The sequence below is a fragment of the Pseudescherichia sp. L3 genome (assembly GCF_024656065.1).
Lineage (GTDB): Bacteria > Pseudomonadota > Gammaproteobacteria > Enterobacterales > Enterobacteriaceae > Pseudescherichia.
The window spans coordinates 1,719,456-1,743,291 of sequence record NZ_JANKYC010000001.1; the positions used below are offsets into that span (position 1 = coordinate 1,719,456).

Annotated in this window: 22 protein-coding genes, 1 pseudogene and 1 riboswitch; of the genes and pseudogenes, 9 read left to right on the forward strand and 14 right to left on the reverse strand. The window is 56.3% G+C overall.

Going from position 1 to position 23,836, the window contains the following annotated elements:
- Window positions 1–3: 3 nt before the first annotated feature.
- Complete coding sequence (yoaE, locus tag NR795_RS08420; protein ID WP_222888109.1) at window positions 4–1,566, reverse strand: CNNM family cation transport protein YoaE; 1,563 nt, start codon at window positions 1,564–1,566, stop codon at window positions 4–6.
- Window positions 1,554–1,694 (reverse strand): hypothetical protein, encoded by a 141-nt coding sequence (locus NR795_RS20705; protein WP_374544025.1) that lies wholly within the window; start codon window positions 1,692–1,694, stop codon window positions 1,554–1,556. Before NR795_RS20705 ends, yoaE begins: the two co-directional genes overlap by 13 nt.
- A gap of 303 nt (window positions 1,695–1,997) precedes the next feature.
- On the opposite strand from NR795_RS20705, the gene manX reads away from it, so the two are divergent.
- The 5 genes from manX to mntP all read left to right on the forward strand — a co-directional run bounded on the left by manX (window position 1,998) and on the right by mntP (window position 6,165).
- Window positions 1,998–2,972 carry a PTS mannose transporter subunit IIAB gene (manX, locus tag NR795_RS08425; RefSeq protein WP_144818671.1) on the forward strand — a complete coding sequence of 325 codons (975 nt, stop codon included), beginning with the start codon at window positions 1,998–2,000 and terminating at the stop codon, window positions 2,970–2,972.
- A 62-nt stretch (window positions 2,973–3,034) separates the two neighbouring features.
- The gene (locus NR795_RS08430; protein WP_042391300.1) at window positions 3,035–3,835 is read left to right on the forward strand and encodes a PTS mannose/fructose/sorbose transporter subunit IIC; all 801 of its coding nucleotides are present in this window, start codon (window positions 3,035–3,037) and stop codon (window positions 3,833–3,835) included.
- 12 nt (window positions 3,836–3,847) lie between these two features.
- A complete protein-coding gene (locus NR795_RS08435) occupies window positions 3,848–4,699 on the forward strand; it encodes a PTS mannose transporter subunit IID (protein ID WP_144818669.1) in 852 nt (283 codons plus the stop codon).
- Between the two features lie 54 nt (window positions 4,700–4,753).
- On the forward strand, window positions 4,754–5,212 hold the full coding sequence (locus NR795_RS08440; protein WP_144818667.1) for a DUF986 family protein: 459 nt from the start codon (window positions 4,754–4,756) through the stop codon (window positions 5,210–5,212).
- A 197-nt stretch (window positions 5,213–5,409) separates the two neighbouring features.
- Window positions 5,410–5,580, forward strand: a riboswitch (yybP-ykoY riboswitch).
- 18 nt (window positions 5,581–5,598) lie between these two features.
- Window positions 5,599–6,165 carry a manganese efflux pump MntP gene (gene mntP, locus NR795_RS08445; protein WP_257757904.1) on the forward strand — a complete coding sequence of 189 codons (567 nt, stop codon included), beginning with the start codon at window positions 5,599–5,601 and terminating at the stop codon, window positions 6,163–6,165.
- Here the strand turns inward: mntP and rlmA are convergent.
- The 8 genes and pseudogenes from rlmA to kdgR form a co-directional block, all read right to left on the reverse strand.
- Entirely contained in the window at window positions 6,162–6,977 is an 816-nt protein-coding gene (gene rlmA / locus NR795_RS08450; RefSeq protein ID WP_257757905.1) for a 23S rRNA (guanine(745)-N(1))-methyltransferase, read from the reverse strand. The two genes, mntP and rlmA, sit on opposite strands and share 4 nt — an antisense overlap.
- Before the next feature lie 62 nt (window positions 6,978–7,039).
- Window positions 7,040–8,779: a peptidoglycan glycosyltransferase FtsI gene (gene ftsI, locus NR795_RS08455; protein ID WP_257757906.1), complete on the reverse strand. Its 1,740-nt coding sequence runs from the start codon at window positions 8,777–8,779 to the stop codon at window positions 7,040–7,042.
- Between the two features lie 213 nt (window positions 8,780–8,992).
- Complete coding sequence (gene cspE, locus NR795_RS08460; RefSeq protein ID WP_001062678.1) at window positions 8,993–9,202, reverse strand: transcription antiterminator/RNA stability regulator CspE; 210 nt, start codon at window positions 9,200–9,202, stop codon at window positions 8,993–8,995.
- A 12-nt stretch (window positions 9,203–9,214) separates the two neighbouring features.
- Window positions 9,215–9,358, reverse strand: a pseudogene (locus tag NR795_RS20710) (DUF2627 domain-containing protein).
- Window positions 9,359–9,773: 415 nt separating this feature from the next.
- Window positions 9,774–10,790, reverse strand: a complete 1,017-nt coding sequence (locus NR795_RS08470) for an MBL fold metallo-hydrolase (RefSeq protein ID WP_144818657.1) — start codon at window positions 10,788–10,790, stop codon at window positions 9,774–9,776.
- Between the two features lie 24 nt (window positions 10,791–10,814).
- Window positions 10,815–11,105: a YebO family protein gene (locus NR795_RS08475; RefSeq protein ID WP_257757907.1), complete on the reverse strand. Its 291-nt coding sequence runs from the start codon at window positions 11,103–11,105 to the stop codon at window positions 10,815–10,817.
- Between the two features lie 74 nt (window positions 11,106–11,179).
- The gene (gene mgrB, locus NR795_RS08480) at window positions 11,180–11,323 is read right to left on the reverse strand and encodes a PhoP/PhoQ regulator MgrB (protein WP_257757908.1); all 144 of its coding nucleotides are present in this window, start codon (window positions 11,321–11,323) and stop codon (window positions 11,180–11,182) included.
- Between the two features lie 146 nt (window positions 11,324–11,469).
- The gene (gene kdgR / locus NR795_RS08485) at window positions 11,470–12,261 is read right to left on the reverse strand and encodes a DNA-binding transcriptional regulator KdgR (RefSeq protein ID WP_042391313.1); all 792 of its coding nucleotides are present in this window, start codon (window positions 12,259–12,261) and stop codon (window positions 11,470–11,472) included.
- Window positions 12,262–12,438: 177 nt separating this feature from the next.
- On the opposite strand from kdgR, the gene NR795_RS08490 reads away from it, so the two are divergent.
- Window positions 12,439–13,809 carry an MFS transporter gene (locus NR795_RS08490; protein ID WP_144818653.1) on the forward strand — a complete coding sequence of 457 codons (1,371 nt, stop codon included), beginning with the start codon at window positions 12,439–12,441 and terminating at the stop codon, window positions 13,807–13,809.
- A gap of 44 nt (window positions 13,810–13,853) precedes the next feature.
- On the opposite strand, the gene htpX is transcribed toward NR795_RS08490, so the two are convergent.
- From htpX to NR795_RS08510, 4 genes are all read right to left on the reverse strand, one after another.
- Window positions 13,854–14,735, reverse strand: coding sequence for a protease HtpX (htpX, locus tag NR795_RS08495; RefSeq protein ID WP_042391315.1), 882 nt, complete (start codon window positions 14,733–14,735; stop codon window positions 13,854–13,856).
- A 193-nt stretch (window positions 14,736–14,928) separates the two neighbouring features.
- A complete protein-coding gene (prc, locus tag NR795_RS08500; RefSeq protein WP_144818651.1) occupies window positions 14,929–16,977 on the reverse strand; it encodes a carboxy terminal-processing peptidase in 2,049 nt (682 codons plus the stop codon).
- Window positions 16,978–16,996: 19 nt separating this feature from the next.
- The gene (proQ, locus tag NR795_RS08505; protein WP_042391318.1) at window positions 16,997–17,689 is read right to left on the reverse strand and encodes an RNA chaperone ProQ; all 693 of its coding nucleotides are present in this window, start codon (window positions 17,687–17,689) and stop codon (window positions 16,997–16,999) included.
- Window positions 17,690–17,786: 97 nt separating this feature from the next.
- Entirely contained in the window at window positions 17,787–18,284 is a 498-nt protein-coding gene (locus NR795_RS08510; protein WP_144818649.1) for a GAF domain-containing protein, read from the reverse strand.
- Window positions 18,285–18,415: 131 nt separating this feature from the next.
- Between NR795_RS08510 and yebS the strand changes: the two genes are divergently transcribed.
- From yebS to rsmF, 3 genes are all read left to right on the forward strand, one after another.
- A complete protein-coding gene (yebS, locus tag NR795_RS08515; RefSeq protein ID WP_144818647.1) occupies window positions 18,416–19,699 on the forward strand; it encodes a membrane integrity lipid transport subunit YebS in 1,284 nt (427 codons plus the stop codon).
- Window positions 19,668–22,304, forward strand: a complete 2,637-nt coding sequence (locus NR795_RS08520) for a PqiB family protein (RefSeq protein WP_186370585.1) — start codon at window positions 19,668–19,670, stop codon at window positions 22,302–22,304. The genes yebS and NR795_RS08520 overlap by 32 nt, the downstream gene beginning before the upstream one ends.
- A gap of 81 nt (window positions 22,305–22,385) precedes the next feature.
- The gene (rsmF, locus tag NR795_RS08525; RefSeq protein ID WP_257757913.1) at window positions 22,386–23,825 is read left to right on the forward strand and encodes a 16S rRNA (cytosine(1407)-C(5))-methyltransferase RsmF; all 1,440 of its coding nucleotides are present in this window, start codon (window positions 22,386–22,388) and stop codon (window positions 23,823–23,825) included.
- Window positions 23,826–23,836 lie beyond the last annotated feature (11 nt).

The window sequence follows — 23,836 nt, forward strand, 5'->3', positions numbered from 1 at the left end:
AGGCTACTCCTCTTCGTCGTCCTGTACCGGCTGCTCTTTAACAACGCGTACCAGATCGACCCGATAGTCGTTCGCCTCAACGACAGTAATGGTTAATGGCGCAAGCTGCAGCACCTCGCCCGGCTTGGGAATTTGACCATTGATCGCAATGACCAACCCTGCAACGGTGGCGATATCCTCTTCATCGTTCACCAGGTTGTCCATCTGTAGCGCATGCTGCAGCGCGTGAAGATCGGTCGCACCTTTTACCAGCCAGCCGTCGCCGTCGATGACAATTTCTGGCGTCTCATCGGCGTCCGGGAACTCACCGGCAATGGCTTCCAGCACGTCAAGCGGAGTTACCAGGCCCTGCACCACGCCAAACTCGTTGGTTACCATCACGAAGCTCCCCCGCGCGCGGCGGAGAACCGCCAGCAGCTTGATGGGATCCAGCGTTTCCGGTACTACGATGGCCGGTGATGCCGAGGCGATAGCCGCCACGTCAACGTCCTCTTCCAGCGCCACCAGCAGCTCCTTCGCACGCACAATGCCGATGACCTCATCCAGCTCGCCCCGACACACCGGGAAGAGGCTGTGCGGTGAGGAGAGCAGCTGCTGGCGAATGGCGTCCACGTCAAGGTTGGCATCAACCCAGCTGATCTCGCCTCGCGGCGTCATGATGCTACGCAGAGAGCGTGACGCCAGGGTCAGCACGCCGTTGATCATGTAGCGCTCTTCATCCGCAAACGCCCCTTCCGGCACCGAAACCGGTGACTGGCTGTCCGGCTCGTGCTGAACAGCAGCCTGACGGCGGCCGCCCATCAGACGGAGGATCGCATCGGCGGTACGCGCCCGCAGCGGCAGCGTGGACTGATGGCGAATAAAGTTGCGACGCGCCACCTGGTTAAAGAACTCAATGATGATCGAGAAGCCAATTGCCGCGTAGAGGTAGCCTTTTGGAATGTGGAAGCCAAAGCCTTCCGCCACCAGGCTCAGACCGATCATCAGCAGGAAGCTCAGGCAGAGCACCACCACCGTAGGGTGTTGGTTAACAAAGCGCGTCAGCGGCTTCGAGGCCAGCAGCATCACCGCCATGGCGATCACCACTGCCGCCATCATTACCGGCAGATGGTTCACCATCCCTACCGCAGTGATCACCGCATCAAGAGAGAAGACCGCATCGAGGATAACGATCTGTACCACCACCACCCAGAAGCTGGCGTACCCTTTCCCCTGGCCACTATCGTGCTCGCGGTTCTCCAGGCGCTCATGTAATTCTGTTGTCGCTTTAAAGAGTAAGAATATCCCCCCGAGCAGCATGATGAGATCGCGGCCAGAGAAGGTGAAATCCATTACCGAAAAGAGCGGCTGGGTCAGCGTCACCATCCACGAGATAACGGAGAGCAGCGCCAGGCGCATCACCAGCGCAAGGGAGAGGCCAATCAGTCGGGCCTTGTCTCGCTGCTTCGGCGGCAGTTTGTCAGCCAGAATGGCGATAAACACCAGGTTATCGATACCGAGAACGATTTCAAGTACGACAAGCGTCAACAATCCCACCCAGATGGAGGGGTCCATTAAGAATTCCATGACAGGCTCCTGCTAAGGGAGTGACAAAACAAGGGGGCCTTACAACATGCAGGCGTGATGACAACAGAAAGGGGGTTAACACAGGCGCTACGCGGCCTGAAGGTAAACTGACGTCGGTGACGGTCCATACGGTGGGCAGCTGCCCTCTACTCCAGTGATTATAAACAGAAAGTAAACATAACAGAGGGAATTAAGATTTTGCAAAGATTTACCAGAATTTGCATTTTCGGAGATATTTTGCGCAACAAAATTTCTTTTCTCATTAAAGCTAAATTACGGATCTGAATCACATAAATTATTTTTTCACTATCTAAAATAATTCGCGAAGACTGAATTTTCTATGTCATCCCTCTCTGAATCGATTCGCTATGACGTAACGATTCACAATGCATCTGCTACGGATGTGTTCACGATAATAAAGGAGGTAGCAAGTGACCATTGCTATTGTGATAGGCACACATGGCTGGGCTGCAGAGCAGCTGCTTAAAACAGCTGAAATGCTATTGGGCGAACAAGAGAACGTAGGCTGGATCGATTTCGTACCAGGTGAAAACGCCGAAACGCTGATCGAAAAATACACCGCGCAGCTGGCGAAGCTCGACACCGGTCAGGGCGTGCTGTTTCTCGTCGATACATGGGGCGGCAGCCCGTTTAACGCTGCCAGCCGTATTGTCGTCGATAAAGAGCACTATGAGGTCGTGGCCGGGGTCAATATTCCTATGCTGGTTGAGACCTTGATGGGCCGCGATGACAACCCGACGTTTGACGATCTGGTGGCCGTCGCCGTTGAGGCAGGCCGCGAAGGCGTGAAGGCGCTGAAGGCGCAGCCGGTGGAGAAGGCGCAGCCTGCTGCTCCCGCCCCTGCCGCCGCTCCCCGCGCCGCCGTGCCGCAAAAACCGATGGGGCCAGCGGACTATATGACCATTGGCCTGGCGCGAATCGACGATCGTCTGATTCATGGTCAGGTGGCCACGCGCTGGACCAAAGAGACCAACGTGCAACGTATTATTGTCGTCAGTGACGAAGTCGCCGCCGACACTGTACGCAAGACGCTGCTCACCCAGGTGGCACCGCCCGGCGTTACCGCGCACGTGGTGGATGTCGCCAAGATGGTCCGCGTTTACAATAACCCGAAATATGCTGGTGAGCGCGTAATGCTGCTGTTTACCAATCCTACCGACGTGGTACGCCTCGTTGATGAGGGGGTAAAGATTACCTCTGTCAACATTGGCGGCATGGCCTTCCGCCAGGGTAAAACCCAGGTGAATAATGCCGTGTCGGTGGATGAGCAGGATATCGCCGCGTTTAAAAAGCTCAACGCCCAGGGCATTGAACTGGAGGTGCGGAAAGTGTCCAGCGATCAACGCCTGAAAATGATGGATTTAATCAGCAAAGTGGCGAAGTAACCAGCATCCGCTGAGCGACGCTGTTTTTACACTTTATTCTGTATTGTTATAGGAGAAGTACAATGGAGATTACCACTCTTCAGATTGTGCTGGTGTTTGTCGTGGCCTGTATTGCCGGTATGGAGTCGGTGCTGGATGAATTTCAGTTTCACCGTCCGCTGGTGGCCTGTACGTTAATCGGTATCGTGCTGGGTGATATGCAAAAAGGCATTATCATCGGCGGTACCCTGGAGATGATCGCCCTCGGCTGGATGAACATCGGTGCGGCGGTCGCACCAGATGCCGCGCTGGCATCCATCATCTCAACCGTGCTGGTTATCGCCGGTGGTCAGAGCATTGGGGCCGGTATCGCGCTGGCTATTCCGCTGGCAGCGGCAGGCCAGGTGCTGACCATTATCGTTCGTACCATTACCGTGGCTTTCCAGCACGCAGCGGATAAGGCGGCCGAAAACGGCAACCTGACGGCGCTCTCCTGGATCCACGTCTCTTCCCTGTTCCTGCAGGCAATGCGTATCGCTATCCCGGCGGTGATCGTGGCCTACTCCGTGGGTACCAGTGAAGTACAGAGCATGCTCAACGCCATTCCGGAAGTGGTGACCAGCGGCCTGAACATTGCCGGTGGGATGATCGTGGTAGTGGGTTATGCGATGGTCATCAACATGATGCGCGCTGGCTACCTGATGCCGTTCTTCTATCTGGGCTTCGTTACCGCCGCCTTCACCAACTTTAACCTGGTGGCATTGGGGGTAATCGGTGCCGTGATGGCCATTCTCTACATTCAGCTTAGCCCGAAATATAACCGCTCGGCGGGCGCGCCTGTTCAGGCTGCCGGTGCTAACGATCTCGATAACGAACTGGATTAACAGGTGAGCGACATGGTTGATATGACAAAAACGACGTCCGAGAAAAAACTCACGCCTGGCGATATCCGCGGCGTGTTCCTCCGCTCTAACCTCTTCCAGGGGTCATGGAACTTCGAGCGTATGCAGGCGCTGGGCTTCTGCTTCTCTATGGTACCGGCTATCAAACGCCTCTATCCGGAGAATAACGAGGCACGCCGTCAGGCGATCAAACGCCATCTGGAGTTCTTTAACACCCACCCCTACGTTGCCGCGCCGGTGCTCGGCGTTACCCTGGCGATGGAGGAGCAGCGTGCCAACGGGGCAGAGATTGACGATGGGGCCATCAACGGCATCAAAGTTGGCCTGATGGGGCCGCTGGCAGGCGTCGGCGACCCGATCTTCTGGGGTACGGTGCGTCCGGTGTTTGCCGCGCTCGGGGCGGGGATCGCCATGAGCGGCAGCCTGCTCGGCCCGCTGCTGTTCTTTATCCTCTTTAACGTGGTACGTCTGGCAACCCGCTACTACGGGGTTGCCTACGGCTACCGTAAAGGGGTAGACATCGTTAAAGATATGGGCGGCGGCTTCCTGCAGAAGCTGACCGAGGGGGCGTCAATCCTCGGCCTGTTTGTCATGGGGGCGCTGGTAAACAAGTGGACGCATGTTAATATCCCGCTGGTGGTATCGGAGATCACCGACCAGACCGGGAAGACGAACGTTACCACCGTGCAGACTATCCTGGACCAGCTGATGCCGGGCCTGGTGCCGCTGCTGTTGACCTTCGCCTGCATGTGGCTGCTGCGTAGGAAAGTGAACCCGCTGTGGATTATCGTTGGCTTCTTCGTCATCGGTATTGCGGGCTACGCCGTTGGCCTGCTCGGCCTGTAAGCGGTAGATATCACGCCGGGGGCACTGCCCCCGGTTTTTATTTCTGGAGGATGAATGTCGTTAACGGACTACGTGCTGGTGCTGTGCGTGGCTGGGCTGTTGGCTTACGCTATCTATGACGAGTTTATTATGCCGCGCCGCCACGGCGCAACGCTGCTCACCGCTCCCCTGCTGCGCCGCAGCCGCGCCGATAGCGTGATCTTCACCGGCCTGCTGGCTATTGTTATCTATAATAACGTCACGCATCATGGTGCTATTTTAACCACGTGGCTATTATCTATGCTAGCGCTGGTGGTTATATATCTTTTCTGGATCCGCGCCCCAAAAATCATCTTCAAAGAAAACGGCTTTTTCTTTGCGAATATCTGGATTGAATATGGGCGTATTAAAGCGATGCAGCTATCAGAAGATGGCGTGCTGGTGGTGCAATTAGAGCAGCGCCGCCTGCTGATTCGTGTACGAAATATCGACGATCTGGAAAAAATCTACAAGATTATGGTTAAAACTCAATAATTTAAAATATAGCCACGTCTATGTTTATGATATACAGACCTCCTGAAACATAGCCGTGGCTATATTATTACCCGCGCAATTCACCCTCTTTTTTAACGTTATTTTTACTCTTGCGGTCAAATGAAAATCGTTATCACTAGCACAGTGAAATAATGAACTTCGGTTATTGTTTTAGTTTATCAAAATATGTTAAGGTTGCGCCCGTCGTTGGGGAGTAGCCAATTTCCTGTTCCCGGAAATGTGCGTGTCAACATACTCGTTGCAAAACGTGGCACGTACGGATCGAATAGCTGAGGCGTTTCGGTCAGGCGAGACCATAGACGCATCAACTGCTGATTACTGGGGGCAGTGATGTGTCATATGGATCTCCCGGTCAGGACGCTTGTATGAACCTATCCGCTACCCTGCTGCTCGCTTTTGGCATGTCGATGGATGCCTTTGCCGCCTCTATTGGTAAAGGTGCTACGCTGCACAAACCCAAATTTTCTGACGCCCTGCGCACCGGCCTGATCTTCGGCTTCATTGAGACACTGACCCCGCTGCTGGGTTGGGGCTTAGGCATGCTTGCCAGCCAGTTTGTGTTGGAGTGGAACCACTGGATTGCCTTCTTGCTGCTGGTTTTTTTAGGTGGCCGAATGGTGCTGGAGGGCTTCCGCTGCCAGCCTAATGAAGATCCTACTCCGCTGCGCCGCCACAGCTTCTGGCTGCTGGTTACGACCGCCATCGCCACTAGCCTGGACGCCATGGCCGTCGGCGTCGGTCTGGCCTTTTTGCAGGTCAATATTGTGACAACCGCGCTCGCCATCGGCTGTGCCACCCTGATCATGTCTACCCTCGGTATGATGATCGGCAAGTTCATCGGCCCGCTGCTGGGCAAACGGGCCGAGATCCTCGGTGGCGTGGTGCTGATCGGCATCGGCATCCAGATCCTCTGGAGCCACTTTGCCCCTTAAGCGTCGCGCTGCCAGCACTGAATGCTGAAATCCGCCTCGCAGCTGAACTGGGCCATCTCCTGCAACGCCTGCCAAACCTCCGGTTTTGCCCGCCAGGCAAAAGGCGTCATCTGCAACAGCGCCACAGCTTCGGTGCCGCTTAGCATCATTCCGTAGCCTAACGATTGCTGCTCCCGCAGCGTAAACCCAGCCAGCTGTTCGCTCTGCGGAGCATGCAGCTGCACCTCGTCATAGATCAGCCCCTTTAGCTCTACCAGATGCCGTGGCCCCGGCGCGGCGGTAATCACCCACCCTTCCGGCTTCACGACCCGCGCCAGCTCTTCAGCTTTACAGGGCGCATAGATGCGCACCACGGCGTCCAGCGTCTGCGCCTCAAACGGCAGACGGTGGCTGGAGGCCACGCAGAACATCGCCTGCGAATAGCGCTTCGCCGCCGCGCGAACCGCCGCCCGGGAGACGTCAAGACCAAAGGTCTGGGCCCCGTGCTGGCGGGCGATATCGGCGAAGGCATGGGTGTAGTATCCCTCTCCACAGCCGATATCCAGCAGCGCCTCGGCCTTTTCCGGCAGGCGCACATCCAGCAGATCGCTTAGCGTCTGACGCAGCGGCAGGTAGTGCCCGGCGTCAAGAAAAGCGCGCCGGGCCTGCATCATCTCCGCACTATCGCCCGGATCGCGTGAACGCTTGTGCTGCACCGGCAGCAGGTTGACGTATCCCTCTTTCGCTATATCAAACTGGTGCCGCTGCGGGCAGACGTAGGTTTTATCGGTACGCAGCAGCGGCGCGTGGCATAGCGGACAGGTGAAGGACATAACAACTCCGGGCAAAGAGAAAGGGCGAAAGTGTAACGCCAATTGCCGCTGCGGGAAATGTCTTAACGCAGCGGATCCGCGCCGCTATGGGAATTCAGCACCACTAAATGACTTGAGTCGGGAGCCATACCGTCAGGCGTGACGTTTTCTGCCCGTAGTACGTTACCCATAATTTCGCTAAATACCGGTGCCGATACCGCCCCACCATAGTACGCACCGTTCTTTGGATCGTTAATCACCACCGCGAGAGCATATTTTGGCGCGCTGGCCGGGGCAACGCCAGCGGTATAGGCCACGTACTTATTGACGTATTTACCGTTCTCGTCGATCTTTTTGGCGGTGCCGGTTTTCACCGCCACGCGGTAGTCGCGTACGGCAGCTTTGATCCCACCTCCGCCCGGCAGGGCCACGCTCTCCATCATGTGTTCGACCTCATGCACTATTTCCTGTGGCATCACCTGGGTTCCAACGATCGGCGGATCGACGCGGGTAATAGAGAGCGGACGCGCCAGGCCATAGCTGCCGATGGTGGCATAGACGTGGGCCAGCTGTAGCGGGGTGACCATTAAGCCATAGCCAAACGAGAAGGTGGCGCGATCGAGCTGGCCCCAGTATTTGCGCACCGGCAAGACGCCGCTGCTCTCCCCGGTCAGCCCCAGACCCGTTGATGTACCAAAGCCAAAGGCTTTATAGGTATCCAGCAGGCGCTGGATCGGCATCGCCAGCGACAGATGTGACACGCCGGTATCGCTCGATTTTTGCAGGATGCCGGTGAGGGTGAGCTCTGGATAGTATCCTACGTCGCGAATGCGGTGGCCGTCGAGGGTATAGGGGTGGGTGTCCACCACGCTGTCAGGCTGAACGATCCCCTCTTTCAGCGCGGCCATCAGCACCATCGGCTTCACCGTTGAGCCAGGTTCAAACGTATCGCTGATGGCACGGTTGCGGAAATCATCGAGGGTCGCGCCGCTGCGGTTGTTGGGGTTGAAATCAGGGTAGCTGGCCATCGCCATGATTTCGCCGGTCTGGATACGCACCAGCACCGCCGCGCCGGATTCGGCTTTATTCCAGCTGACGGCGTTATCCAGCGCGTCTTCGGTCAGGGTTTGCAGGCGCTTATCGATACTCAACATCAGCGTTTGCGCCGGGACGGCAGGCGTTTCGGTCATATTTTCGATAACGTGTCCGTGGCGATCTTTGCGCACCCGACGCAGACCGGGCTTGCCGGTTAGCTGGGCATTGAAACTCTTCTCAATGCCCTCGATCCCCTGCCCGTCCACGTTGGTGAAGCCAATCAGGTTAGCCGCAACGTGTCCGCTGGGGTAAAAGCGGCGCGACTCCTCCTGCAAATTGATGCCCGGCAAATTAAGGTTATCGATCCATTTTGCCTGCTGCGGGTCGAGCTGGCGGGCAAGGTAGATAAAACGGGATGTCGTGTTACGCCGGATGCGTTCGGCTATCTCGTTCAGCGGCATATTCAGGGCGCTGGCCAGCGCCTGCCAGCGCGGGTTCACTCTCACCCCACCGCTGCTGTTGATGGCTTTAGGATCGGCCCAGATCGCACTCACCGGCACACTCACCGCCAGCGGCAGCCCATTGCGATCGACGATCATCCCCCGAGGCGGCACAATCTTCTCTTCCCGAATCGAGCGCATATCCTCCTCTTTGACCAACTTTTCCGGCGAGACGACCTGGAGCCAGGCCGTTCGCCCCAGCAGCAGGCCCAGCGCACAGATAATGGCCACGCAGAGCAAGGCAAAACGCAGAGGGGTATAGTTGCTGGAAAGAGATTTGTTTTTCACCTTGGCTCCTGAAACGGATTAACCCGCTGATTTGACAGGAAACAACAAGAGAAAGGGAAAAAAGTGTGCTAATAACGGTATGGCTTTGCAACAAAAGAAGAATGGAGAGGCTTACAGTAACATTTTGAAAAACAAGCATTAAAAAGCCCCGCACGCGGCGAGGCTTTTACGCTGACATTGATGCGCTAATCGCGCTCAAGCAGTGGAGGAAAATCAGATAGCAGTAACGTTAACCGCTGCTGGGCCTTTCTGGCCGTCCTGAATTTCGAACTCAACGTTCTGGCCTTCAGCCAGAGTCTTGAAGCCGTTACCCTGGATTGCAGAGAAGTGTACGAACACGTCTTTGCTGCCGTCAGCAGGAGTAATGAAACCAAAGCCTTTAGACTCGTTGAACCACTTAACTTGACCTTTAATCTTTGCCATTTGCAAAATTCCTTAGAGTGTTTTCTTAGCCCGCAGGCATTGACCGAGATGAAACTGAGACATTACTGCATGAGGCACTAAATAAGGTTCGGCAGAGAAGCAGTATTCAACGACAACGTGTTTACTCAGAACTTCTTTACTGATAATGCCACACATAAACAGAACTGTACCTCGTTTAACCTACACCGTGTTATCACATACAACGTTAATTATGGCAAGCCATTTTTAATGATGTCTGGATCTGTCGCACAAATTCAGCGGCAAGCAGAACAACAGATGTGCAGCTAACCTGACACAGCGATGTCGTGTCGTCCAGCCTGAGCTTTACAATGGCTAAATAGAGCATGTCGTTAGCAATTTTTGTGCAATAGCCTACTGAAAAATCATGAAAACGGGTGAGTGAAAACGTTTTTGCCCGGCAATCAGAAATGGATAAGTTGACCACCGAATAATTGTTGCTCAATTAGTGCACCCCCTGCACCAAAATAATGAAAGTTTAATGACACTGCATCAATTCAAAGCAATAAAAACGTTTCGCTAAAAATAATATCGTTTATATAACCTCTCCAGGCTACTCTGCTGTCTGTTTAATAGTCTGGGCATCGAGAGATAAATACTCACCTATTTTCAGGATCCTAAAGTTATCCGTTTGGGTCACCGTCTCGTTTAATACCGCGGCCAGCTCCCGGGCTGGCTCGTCCACCGCTTCATCCGCCAGCTCAAAGACGCCCCAGTGGATAGGAAAAGCCAGCGGCTCACCGATCTGCTGCCAGAGTGACACCGCATGCTGCGGATCCATATGATGCACGGACATGAACCAGCGTGGTGCATAGGCACCGACCGGCAACGCAGCGGAATCGAGTTTGCCCAGGCGCTCGGGGATCGCCAGCAGGTCCGGCGTGTAGCCGGTGTCGCCGGCAAACCAGAAGCGATGCGCCCGGGATTCCACGACCCAACCGCACCAGAGTGAACGATCTCTGTCCCACGGCGTACGCATGCTCCAGTGCTGGGCGGGTACGGCGCTTAGGGTCATTCCCTGGAAGGTGAAGCTCTGCCACCAGTCAAGCTCGACCACGTGGCGCACGCCGTGGCGGCGACACCAGCGGCCCAGCCCGAGGGGAACAAACAGCGTGACGTCTGGAAAGCGTTTTAACAGGGCGCGGATGGTGCGGGTATCGAGATGATCGTAATGGTTATGCGAAATGAGGATGGCATCCAGCGCCGGCAGATCGCTAACGTTCAGCGGCGCGGGACTTTTGCGCTGCGGCCCGGTAAAGCGTACCGGGGAGGCACGGTTAAAGAAGAGCGGATCCGCCAGCAGATAACAGCCGTCCAGACGGAGCAGCATGCTGGCATGGCCCAACCACCAGACCCCGTCCCCGCTGCCGCCTATTTCGGCACGCTGCCACCGCTGCTGAAGAAAAGTGTCGTAGCCGCCCTCGGGAGGATGCGGCAGCCCGGCGGCGCGGCGCTCTTTTTGCCAGCGCTCAACGTCACCGGGCTGATGCCCACCGGGGGTCAGATTACGAAACCCCTGGGGCGTATGGTGAGTCAGGGCTGGATTATACCAGGGATTTTTCCATGCCATCACTCACCACCCTTTCCAGCTTATTTAGCGTTCAGCCACCAGACGGATAAAATCGTCGCCGTCGGTTTGCACTGTTGCCGCCGTTTTTGCTTCCGGCTCGGCTTTTTCCGGCGCGTTGGCCTCGCAGAGGCGACGCAGCAGCACGTTCTGTCGTTTTTGTTGATCCAGTAGCGCCTCAAGCAGTTCAATCTGCTCATTAGCGCGGGAGCTGGCCCGGTTTACAAAGAACCACAGTATTAGCCCAACGACCAACACCACCAAAGAAATTACCAGGGACGCAAGATTGAACGCGCCCGAATTCAGTACTTCGTTCATTACACCACCTCAATGTTGACGCGCTATCTTACCACTGACATTAAGGAAGGGAATGATTCGAAGCAAAAATGCCGCTACCAGGGGATAAATTTATTGATAACGCAAATACCGCTGAAAAACTGTACGTCCTGATCGCACATCACATTGAGCATCTGAGTCCAGAGCATCAGGCAAATTACCAGGATGGCAATCAAGAGCAGCCACCGAAACTTTCTCACTCTTCTCTCCGAATCAACGTCTTATGCAAACAGGTTACTACTGGCATATTAAACCGGAGCTAACTGTAGCGCTATTTGACTATTCAGGAAACCGCGGCAAAGAGGGAGCAGAGATGAAAACGCCGCGTCTGGCGCGGCGTCTGGTATCAGAACGGATAGTCGTTATAGCCCATCTGCTCGGAGATTTTACGCGCTGCGGTATGCAGCATCTCAACATATTCATGCAGACGCTCTTCAGAGAAGCGCAGCGTTGGGAAGGAGATACTCAGGCCTGCGATGACCACGCCAAAGCGGTCAAAGACCGGCACACCAATGCAGCGCAGCCCCTCTTCCTGCTCTTCGTTGTCTTCGCCATAGCCCTGCTCGCGAACGGTATCAAGCACGGGTAGCAGATCGTCGGTAGTGGTAATAGTGCGATCGGTGCTGCGCTTATACTCAACGCCTTCAAGGATCTGTTTCACTTCCTCGCGATCGCGCCAGGCCAGCAGCACTTTACCGATGGCGGTGCTATAGAGCGGGTTGCGGCGGCCGATACGGGAGTACATGCGCAGATTGTACATAGAGTCAATTTTATGGATGTAGACAATGCTGTCTTCATCCAGCGCGCCAAGGTGCACCGTCTCTTTGGTCAGGCGCGAAAGCTCACGCATCTGGATATCGGCGCTGCGAATTAAATCGACGTTTTGCAGCGCGCGTGCGCCGAGTTCAAAGAGCTTAAGCGTTAGGGAGTACTTCTCTGACTCCCCCTCCTGGGCCACGTAGCCAAGGGATTTCATCGTCTGCAAAAAGCGATAAACGGTGCTTTTTGACATCATCACACGCTGAGACAGTTCAGTAATGCCAATTTCCCGCTCTTCCCCGAGCGCCTGCAGAATGCCAAAGACCTTCAGTACTGAAGAGACAGAATCTGGCTGTTTGTCCAAATCTGCGATTGCCATTAATCACCTCATCGCGAGTGTTTTATAAAATTTAGAATAGGTTTTTATTATAATTTCGTCGCGGGTCGCCCGCAATGGCAGTTTGTTAACTTCGTTACAAATCTGCGATATAAAAACAGCGCGCAGCGGGTAAAATCGTTCTCACGATAATAATTTCAGCTTAATCATATAAACTCTATGGATAAATCTTTTACAGAAGGCCTGCCGATACCGCAGCGTTACGGAGCGATACTGACCATCATCATCGGTATTGCCATGGCGGTGCTTGACGGCGTCATCACTAACGTGGCGCTGCCGACTATCGCCAGCGATCTGCACGTCTCCCCGGCAAGCTCGATCTGGGTGGTTAACGCTTACCAGATTGCTATCGTGATCTCGCTGCTCTCCTTTGCATTTCTGGGGGATATGTTTGGCTACCGACGGGTTTACCAGTGCGGACTGGCGTTCTTTACCGTCACCTCGTTTCTCTGTGCCCTCTCCGATTCGCTCACCATGCTAACCCTTGCTCGAATCGCCCAGGGCTTCGGCGGCGCGGCGCTAATGAGCGTTAACACGGCGCTGATTCGGCTCATTTACCCTCAGCGCAGCCTGGGCCGGGGGATGGGTATTAACTCGTTTGTCGTCGCGGTCTCGTCGGCGGCGGGCCCGACCATTGCCGCAGCGATCCTCGCCGTTGGTTCGTGGCAGTGGCTATTTTTGATCAACGTGCCGCTGGGGATCGTCTCTTTGCTGCTGGCGATGCGCTATCTGCCCGCCAACCCGCCGCGCCGCAGCACGACGCGCTTCGATCTGCCCAGTGCGGTGATGAACGCCCTCACCTTTGGCCTGTTGATCCTGGCTCTCGGGGGCTTTGCCCAGGGGCAGTCTCTGACGCTGATCGCTGGAGAAGTAGCGGTCATGCTGGTCATCGGGTATTTCTTTATTCGCCGCCAGCTTGGGCTTCCCGTGCCGCTGTTGCCGGTAGATCTGCTGCGCATTCCGCTTTTTTCGCTCTCTATCTGCACCTCAATCTGCTCATTCTGCGCCCAGATGCTCGCCCTGGTCTCACTGCCCTTCTTTATGCAGAGCGTGCTTGGACGCAGTGAGGTGGAGACCGGGCTACTGCTGACCCCGTGGCCGCTGGCAACCATGGTGATGGCCCCATTGGCGGGGTATCTGATTGAACGGGTTCACGCGGGTCTGCTGGGTGCGGTGGGTTTGGCGGTCATGGCTGCGGGGCTGCTGGCACTGGCGCTTCTCCCTACGGCACCGTCGGATATGGATATCATCTGGCGGATGATGCTCTGCGGCGCGGGCTTTGGGCTATTCCAGTCGCCCAATAACCACACCATTATCACAGCCGCGCCGCGTCAGCGCAGCGGCGGAGCCAGCGGTATGCTTGGCACGGCGCGCCTGCTCGGGCAGAGCATCGGGGCCGCGCTGGTCGCGTTGATGTTTAATCTTTTTACCGATCACGCCACGCACGTTGCGCTGCTGTTTGCTGCGGTATTAGCCGCCGTTGCCGCCGCTTTCAGTAGCCTGCGGATGACGCAGAAATCCCAGGCATAAAAAAAGCGCGTCCTTAGACGCGCTTTTTATTACAACGGCTTGTGTTACTTCAAGTACTCGCCGCTGCGCAGGGCTTCAATACGCTTATCCAACGGCGGGTGGCTCATAAACAGCTCGCTCAGGGATTTGGATTTCCCGTTGATGCAGAAGGCCATCATTGTGCTGGCTTCCTGCGGCTCGTAGCTGGTTTTCAGACGCTGCAGAGCAGCTATCATCTTCTCACGGCCTACCAGCTTCGCCGATCCGGCATCGGCATGGAATTCACGGTGACGTGAGAACCACATGGTGATAATGCTCGCCAGAATACCAAACACCAGCTCCAGCACCATCGACACCGCAAAGTAGATCAGCGGGTTGCCGTTGCTCTCTTCGCCTTCGTCGCGGTTGCCACCCATAAAGCCTGCGGCGATCTGCGCCAGGATACGCGAGATAAAGATAACAAAGGTGTTCACCACGCCCTGGATCAGGGTCATGGTCACCATGTCACCGTTGGCGATGTGGCTGATCTCGTGAGCGATAACCGCTTCGGCCTCATCACGGCTCATGTTCTGTAGCAGGCCGGTGCTTACCGCAACCAGCGACGCATCACGGCGCGCGCCGGTGGCGAAGGCGTTAATGTCCGGGGCGTGATAGATGGCAACCTGCGGCATCGCGATGCCTGCCTGCTGCGACTGCTGCGCCACGGTGTTCATCAGCCAGCGCTCCATATCGTTGCGCGGCTGCTCAATGACTTCTCCTCCGACTGACTTCAGGGCCATCCATTTCGACATTAACAGCGAAACGAACGAGCCGCCAAAACCAAACAGCAGCGCCATGATCAACAAGCCCTGAACGCTACTCGACTGAATACCCGTCAGGCTCAGCACCAGCCCGAAGACCAGCATCACCGCCAGGTTCGTTAACAGGAAGAGCGCGATCCGCATCATAATTTTCTTTTAACCTCAACTTAACAAAACGCACTATGCGACTACCCACATCGTATGGGTATATTGGCTATTTTCAAGCATAACCCGCGCGTAAGTTACCAGAAAGACACAACTTTACATTTAGACGCGGCAGCCTTACGCCGCGATACGCTTGTTAAAAAAAACAGGCACAATTTCTTGTGCCTGTTGCGGTTTACTGTGCTTTAGCGGGCTGCGCTGGCGGGCTATCTTTCTCGATATGTGCCAGGTCGAGGGCGATATGCACCGTCTCATCAAGGTAGGGATCCGGCTCCTGATAATCCTTCGGCAGATCGTCCAGCTTCTTCAGCACCGGCTTGCCTTCACGCTTAAAGCGGTCGTTCAGGCGGGCCAGGCGAATCGCGTCATCTTCCGCGTTCTCTTTCTCACGCTGGGCAAGGTTGAGAGATATCTGATTCCGCTTATCTTTCAGGGCATTGAAGCGAGCAATGTCCTTCAGGATGTACTGGAACTCCGGATCTTTGGCAATACGATCGTCATGCTCCTTGAGCAGCTGCGGCCCAAGCGGCGTCAAATCGCCAGATTTCACAAAGGTCGCAGCGTTGATGCTATCCCACGGCAGCGCGTTATCTTCAAACTTCTCACCGGTTTCGGTCTCTTCATTGCCGGTCGGCATGATGATATCCGGCGTCACGCCCTTACGCTGCGTGCTGCCGCCGTTAACGCGGTAGAATTTCTGAATGGTGTACTGCACCGAACCCAGCGCCGGCCACTCCGGACGCAGCATCTGATCGTAGATGCGGTTAAGAGAGCGATACTGCTGCACCGTGCCTTTACCGAAGGTCGGCTCACCAACGATCAGCGCCCGGCCATAGTCCTGCATCGCGGCAGCAAAGATCTCTGACGCCGAGGCGCTAAAGCGGTCAACCAGCACCACCAGCGGGCCTTTGTAGTAGACGACGCCGTCGGTATCGCTGTCTTCTCGCACTTTGCCGTTGTTATCTCGCACCTGCACCACTGGACCAGACGGAATAAACAGGCCGGAGAGTGAAACCGCTTCGGTCAGCGCCCCGCCGCCGTTGGTGCGCAGATCGATGATCACGCTGCTGACGTTCTGTTTCTCCAGCTTCTGCAGCTGCACCTTGACGTCATCGGTCAGGCCAACGTAGAAGCCAGGAATATCCAGCACGCCCACCTTCTCTTTGCCGACGGTTTTCACCGACATCTTCACGGCGCGATCTTCAAGGCGGATACGCTCCCGGGTCAGGGTGACGATACGGGTCTTGGTCCCTTTACCGGCAGGCAGGATCTCAAGGCGTACCTTGCTTCCCTTCGGACCTTTGATCAGGGCAACCACGTCGTCAAGACGCCAGCCAATCACGTCCACCATGTTCTGGCCCGGCTGGCCGACGCCAACGATACGATCGCCAACGGTGATGGCTTTGCTCTTCGCTGCCGGACCGCCTGCTACCATGGAGTTAATCACGGTGTAGTCGTCGTCCATCTGCAGCACCGCCCCGATCCCCTCAAGAGAGAGGCTCATTTCGGTATTGAACTGCTCGGTGTTACGCGGCGACAGATAGTTAGTGTGCGGGTCGATCTCGTGGGCAAAGGCGGTCATCGCCAGAGAGAAGACGTCTTCACTGTTGGTTTGCGCCAGACGGCGAATCGCGAACTTATAGCGACGGGTCAGCGTCTCGCGGATCTCTTTCTCGTCCTTACCGGTCAGCTTCAGGCTCAGCTCATCGAACTTCACCTTGGCATCCCACTGGGCGTTCATCTCCGCGTCGTCTTTCGGCCACGGCGCTTTGCTGCGATCTACGTTGAAGGTGTCGTTGCCGGTGAAATCCATCGGCCGCTCAAGCACCTTCAGCGCATACTGATAGCGTTCAAACCGGCGCTTCTGCGCCAGGTTATAGAGCGCATAAAACACGTCGAGTTTGCCGGTACGCAGCTCCTCGCCGAGCACGCTCCGCTTCGGCATGAACTTCTCAACGTCGCTTGCCAGCAGCACGTTATGGCTGTAGTCCAGCAAGTTTAAATAGCGATCGAAAATCTTGCCCGAGAATGCCTCATCGAGATCGAATTGACGGTAATGGGAACGGGTGAAGCGCGATGTCACGCGCTCACTGACCGTTGCATGCTGGGTCTCTTCCTTTAATACCGGAATCTGATCGGCACGCGTAATATCTTCAACGGCAAAAGCCTGTCCTGCAATCAGGAACAGGCCAGCCAACGCGGTGCGCTTAAACAAAGTGTTCATGCCGGGCCTGGCCTCCGTTTCAGAACAACAGGTGTTCTGCGCGTACAATCATCGACATGCCTGAGGTCAGCTGTACACGAACACCGTCTTTGGTGATCTCCAGTACAGTGGCGTCCATTGCGTTGTTGCCCGCTTTCACCTTGAGGTTCTGACCCACGTTCAGCGCAGTAATATCGGATACTGGCGTATGCTGTGGCTCTTCACGCGGTGCGCGCTGAGGTTTCGCGGCAGGTTTGTCGGCGCGTGGTTTACGCTGCTCGTTGCCCTCTTTACGGCGCGGTGCAGGACGCGGTTTACGCTCGCGGCGTGGCGCATCTTCCTGCTCACCGGCAGCAGCAGCGGCTTCGCGCTTTTTGGCCTGCTGTTCAGCACGCTGGGCCTGGACACGGGCTTTCGCCTCTTCCAGCTGCTTACGCGCATGCTCAACATGCTGTTCGTCCAGTACACCGCTTGGATTGCCGTCGAGATCGACGCGCGTCGCGCCTGCTTTGATCCCATACAGGTAGCGCCAGCTTGAGGTGTAAAGACGCAGCGCAGAACGAAGCTGAGTTTTGCTGAGGCTCATCTCTCCTTCAACGCGCTCTACCAGATCCTGAAAAATACCAATTTTCAGGGGGCGCGCTTCACCTTCTGCACTGAAACAGTGAGGAAAACGTTCGGCCAGAAAGGCGATAACTTCTTTACTGCTATTCAACTTAGGTTGATTTTCCATGAAATTTCCTGATTACAACGGACGTTGCCAACAAGCCGCAGGCATGAACAGGCGTCATTATAATGACCCCATCAGTAAATGCTACGTTATCCGTTGATTATACTGCGTCGCCCGCAAAGAATTTTTGATAATCGGTCGCTTCCAGCAGGCGTTCGAGATGCGAAACCAGCTCGCGCAGCCCCTGCTCATCCTCGGCCGTGAAGCGAGAAAATACCGTGCTGTCGATGTCAAGCACGCCAATAATCTTATCCTGAACCACCAGCGGCAGAACAATTTCCGCGTTGCTGGCAGAATCGCAGGCGATATGCCCGTCAAACGCATGGACGTCTTCCACGCGCTGGACGCTGTTTTGCGCCACTGCCGTACCGCAAACGCCGCGGCCTACCGGAATGCGCACGCAGGCAATCTTGCCCTGGAACGGGCCTAGCACCAGCGTATCGCCCTCCAGCAGATAAAAACCTGCCCAGTTAACGCCCTCAAGGCGTTCAAACAGCAGCGCGCTGGTATTCGCGAGCGTGGCTAAAAAACTGGTTTCACCTGCCATCAATGCCTGAAAATCGCGGTTCAACTCCGCGTAAAATTCACTTTTGTTCATTATTCAATCACTTGTTGTCATACAAAAAAAGGTAGCCTAGCCTATTAAAATAAACATTAAATGCCTTCATGCTCAAGATAATCCATTCATGAGTTAAGATAGATTAATTCGAACATAGTCCAAAATACGTCATGGCGCTGAAAACTCAAAAGTTAGTCACCGGTAAGAAAATGGCGATTCGTGCTATTGGCGATCCTCTGCCACGAGCACATTATCAGCGCTGCCCGCAGTGCGATACGCTTTTTGCGCTGCCTGCAATGAAATCACACGAAAGTGCGTATTGCCCGCGCTGTGATGCGAAGGTCCGCGATGGCCGGGACTGGTCACTTACCCGACTTGGGGCGATGGCCATCACCATGCTGATGCTGATGCCCTTTGCGTGGGGCGAGCCGCTGCTGCACCTCTACCTGCTGGGGACGCGTATTGATGCCAACCTGCTGATGGGGATCTGGCTGATGACCTCCCAGGGCGATCCGCTCACCGCCGCTATGGTACTGTTTTGTACCGTCGGAGCCCCGCTGGTGCTGGTGGCCGCTATCGCCTATCTCTGGTTTGGTAACCGACTGGGGATGAACCTGCGCCCGGTGCTGCTGATGCTGGAGAGGCTGAAAGAGTGGGTAATGCTGGATATCTACCTGATCGGCATCGGCGTCGCCTCAATAAAGGTTCAGGACTATGCGTATCTGCAGCCAGGGGTGGGATTGATCGCCTTTATCGCGCTGGTGATTTTAAGCATCCTGACCCTTATCCATCTCAATATTGAGCAGCTGTGGGAGCGTTTCTACCCTCAGCGCCCCGCTACGCGCCCGCACGAGAATCTGCGCGTCTGCCTGGGGTGCCACTTCACCGGTCTGCCTGATCCGCGGGGACGCTGTCCTCGCTGCCATATTCCGCTGCGCTACCGCAGACGGCATAGCATTCAGAAGTGTTGGGCCGCGCTTATTGCCTCAATGGTGTTTCTGCTGCCGGCCAACCTGCTGCCTATTTCAGTTGTCTATGTCAACGGCTCGCGGCAGGCGGATACCATCATGTCCGGGATTATGTCGCTGGCGAGCAGCAACGTCGCCGTCGCGGGCATTGTTTTTATCGCCAGTATCCTGGTGCCGTTTACCAAAGTCATCGTCCTGTTTACACTGCTGGTGAGTATCCATTTTAAATGCGAGCAAGGGCTGCGCACGCGCCTGCTGCTGTTGCGTTTCGTGACATGGATTGGCCGCTGGTCGATGCTCGATCTGTTTGTGATTTCAATAACGATGTCACTCATTAACCGCGATCAGCTTCTCGCGTTTACCATGGGTCCCGCTGCGTTTTATTTCGGCGCAGCGGTAATTTTGACTATTCTTGCTGTGGAATGGCTGGACAGCCGCTTACTTTGGGATGCACATGAGTCAGGAAACCCCCGCTTCGCCGACTGAAGCGCGCATTAAAACAAAACGTCGAATTTCGCCTTTCTGGCTGCTACCTGTTATCGCACTAATGATTGCTGGCTGGCTCTTGTGGAGCAGCTATGAGGATCGCGGTAACACCATCACCATCGATTTCGTCTCGGCTGACGGCATCGTGGCCGGGCGTACGCCGGTGCGCTACCAGGGCGTTGAGGTGGGTACCGTGCAGGACATCCGCCTGAGCGAAAATCTCAATAAAATTGAGGTGAAGGCCAGTATCAAAGCGGATATGAAGGATGCCCTGCGTAACGATACTCAGTTCTGGCTGGTAACGCCAAAAGCGTCGCTGGCGGGGATCTCCGGGCTGGATGCGCTGGTCGGCGGGAACTACATCGGCATGATGCCCGGCAAGGGCGAGCCGCAGGATCACTTTACGGCCCTTGATACCCAGCCGAAGTATCGCCTCAGCAACGGCGAGCTGATGATCCATCTCCACGCCCCCGACCTCGGTTCGTTGAGCAGCGGCTCGCTGGTCTATTTCCGCAAAATCCCCGTCGGGCGCGTCTACGACTACTCGATCAATGCCAACAAGCAGGGCGTCACCATTGACGTGCTGATTGAGCGCCGCTTCACCAGCCTGGTAAAAAAAGGCAGCCGCTTCTGGAACGTCTCTGGCGTGAAGGCGGACGTCGGCCTGAGCGGGGCGAAGGTAGAGCTGGAGAGCCTTGCCTCGCTGGTCAACGGTGCCATTGCCTTTGACTCCCCGGAAGCATCGAAACCGGCAGAGAGCGATGACGAGTTCGGCCTGTATAAAGATCTGGCCCACAGCCAGCGCGGGGTGATCGTTAAGCTCGCCCTGCCCGGTGGCGAGGGGCTGAAAGCTGGCTCTACCCCGCTGATGTACCAGGGGCTGGAGGTCGGCGAGCTGACCAAGCTCGATCTTAACCCCGGCGGCGCGGTGAGCGGAGAGATGACCGTTGACCCGAGCGTGGTTAATCTTCTGCGCGCCAATACGCGCATTGAGATGCGCAGTCCCAAGCTCTCTTTAGACAATGCCAGCGTCAGCTCGCTGCTTACCGGCACCACCCTTGAACTGGTCCCGGGGGAAGGCGAGCCGCGAGACAACTTCGTTGTGCTGCCCGCAGACAAAACCCTGCTTCAGGAGCCGGGCGTGGTGACGCTAACCCTGACCGCACCGGAGAGCTACGGCATTGACGCAGGTCAGCCCATCGTGCTGCACGGGGTGCGGATAGGCCAGGTACTGGAGCGCAATCTGTCCGCGAAAGGCGTCTCTTTTGCTGTGGCTATCGATCCCCAGTACCGTGAACTGGTGCAGGGCGACAGCAAGTTTGTGGTTAACAGCCGGGTCGACGTCAAAGTAGGCCTGGACGGCATAGAGTTCCTTGCCGCCAGCGCCAACGAGTGGATCAGCGGCGGGATCCGCATCCTCCCGGGAACCAAAGGCGAGATCAAATCTACCTATCCGCTGTTCGCAAACATCGATAAGGCGATAGAAAACAGCCTCAGCGACCTGCCGACTACCACCCTGACCCTGACCGCCGAGAAGCTGCCGGACGTGCAGGCCGGTTCGGTGGTGCTCTATCGTAAGTTTGAGGTGGGCGAGGTCATCAACGTCCGTCCACGCGCTAATGCGTTTGATATTCAGCTGCACGTTAAGCCGGAGTATCAGTCCCTGCTGACGCCTAACAGCGTCTTCTGGGCTGAAGGTGGCGCGAAAGTGCAGCTTAACGGCAGCGGGCTAACGGTGCAGGCTTCCCCGCTTGCCAGAGCCATCAAGGGTGCGGTGAGCTTTGATAACCTTAACGGTGCCAACGCCTCTACTCGCAAAGGCGACAAGCGGATCCTCTTCCCGTCAGAAACTGCGGCACGTGCCGTGGGCGGACAGATCAAACTCCACGCTTTTGATGCAGGCAAGCTTGCCCCTGGCATGCCGATCAAATACCTCGGCATTGATATCGGTCAGGTGCAGGATCTGGAGCTGATTACCGAGCGTAACGAAGTGCAGGCCACTGCTGTGCTCTATCCAGAGTATGTGAACACCTTTGCCCGCAGCGGTACGCGCTTCTCGGTGATTACGCCGCAGATCTCAGCGGCCGGGGTTGAGCACCTTGATACTATTCTGCAGCCCTATATCAACGTTGAGCCGGGCCGGGGCGGTACTGCCCGCCGGGAGTTTGAACTGCAGGAAGCCACCATCGCTGACTCACGCTATGTCGACGGCCTGAGCATTGTGGTTGAGGCCCCTGAAGCGGGCGGGCTGAATATCGGTACTCCGGTGCTGTTCCGCGGTATTGAGGTGGGTACGGTGACCGGCCTGACCCTGGGCACGCTCTCGGACCGGGTCATGGTTGGCCTACGCATCAGCAAGCGCTTCGAGCACCTGGTGCGCAACAACTCGGTGTTCTGGCTGGCATCAGGTTACTCGCTGGACTTCGGTCTGGTGGGCGGCGTGGTGAAAACCGGCACCTTTAACCAGTTCATCCGCGGCGGCATTGCGTTCGCAACCCCACCGGGGACCCCGCTGGCACCGAAGGCGCAAACCGGCAAACACTTCCTGCTGCAGGATAGCGAGCCGAAAGAGTGGCGCACCTGGGGCACTGCCCTGCCGCGCTAACCCCCTGCTCCGGCGCGCCTGCTGCGCCGGAGCGTTTTATGCTACACTGCGCCCCCTGATTTGTTGCTGGTGGTGTAATTCGTGGCTCATAACGCTGTCTATCTTCCTGAAGAATTTCTTGCGCAGATGCGTCTGGCTATGCCGACGCATCTCTCCTTCGATGACTTTATTGCCGCCTGCCAGCGTCCGCTACGCCGCAGCATTCGGGTCAACACGCTTAAAATTTCCGTGGCAGCGTTTCTGGACCTGGTCGCCCCCTATGGCTGGCAGCTGACGCCGGTGCCGTGGTGCGAAGAGGGATTCTGGATCGAGCGCGAAGATGAAGAGGCACTGCCGCTTGGCAGCACCGCCGAGCACCTCAGCGGACTGTTTTACATTCAGGAAGCCAGCTCAATGCTGCCGGTTAGCGCCCTCTTCGCCGACGGCAACCAGCCGCAGCGGGTAATGGACGTTGCCGCCGCGCCCGGGTCGAAAACCACCCAGATTGCCGCGCGGATGGATAACACCGGGGCGATCCTCGCCAATGAATTCTCCGCCAGCCGAGTGAAGGTATTGCATGCCAATATCAGCCGCTGCGGGATCCGCAACGTGGCCCTGACCCACTTCGATGGCCGGGTATTCGGCGCGGCGCTGCCTGAAACCTTTGATGCCATCCTGCTGGACGCGCCCTGCTCTGGTGAAGGCGTGGTGCGCAAAGATCCCGATGCCTTGAAAAACTGGTCCGTTGCCAGCAATCTGGAGATCGCCGACACCCAGCGCGAGCTGATCGACAGTGCCTTTCACGCTCTGCGCCCCGGCGGGACGCTGGTCTACTCAACCTGCACCTTAAACCAGGATGAGAACGAAGCGATTTGCCACTGGCTCAAGGCCCGCTACCCCGATGCGGTTGAGTTCCTGCCGCTGGGGGAGCTGTTTGCCGATGCCACGCAGGCATTGACCCCCGACGGCTTCCTGCACGTCTTCCCGCAAATTTTCGATTGTGAGGGATTCTTTGTGGCCCGGCTGCGTAAAACGGCCTCGGTCGAGCCGCTGCCTGCGCCCGGCTATAAGATGGGTAAGTTCCCCTTCTCGCCCGTCAAAGGCCGGGAGAGCGCTCAGATAATCCAGGCCGCAGCGGCCTCCGGGCTGCATTGGGACGACACATTACGCCTTTGGCAGCGTGATAAAGAGCTCTGGCTCTTCCCGGAGCAGATCGAGGCGTTGACCGGAAAAGTCCGCTTTTCGCGCATCGGTATCAAGCTCGCCGAGACGCATAACAAAGGCTACCGCTGGCAGCATGAGGCGGTGATTGCCCTTGCCGGCACCGATAATCCGCTGGCCTTTGAGCTTGATCCCGCTGAAGCAGAAGAGTGGTATCGCGGCCGGGATATCTACCCGCAGGCGGCAATCGCGCATGACGAGGTGATTGTAACGTTCCAGGGGCAGCCCCTTGGTCTGGCAAAAAAAGTCGGCTCGCGCCTTAAGAACAGTTACCCTCGGGAGCTGGTTCGCGACGGTCGTCTGTTTGCCAACAAAGCGTAAGTCCGGAAAAA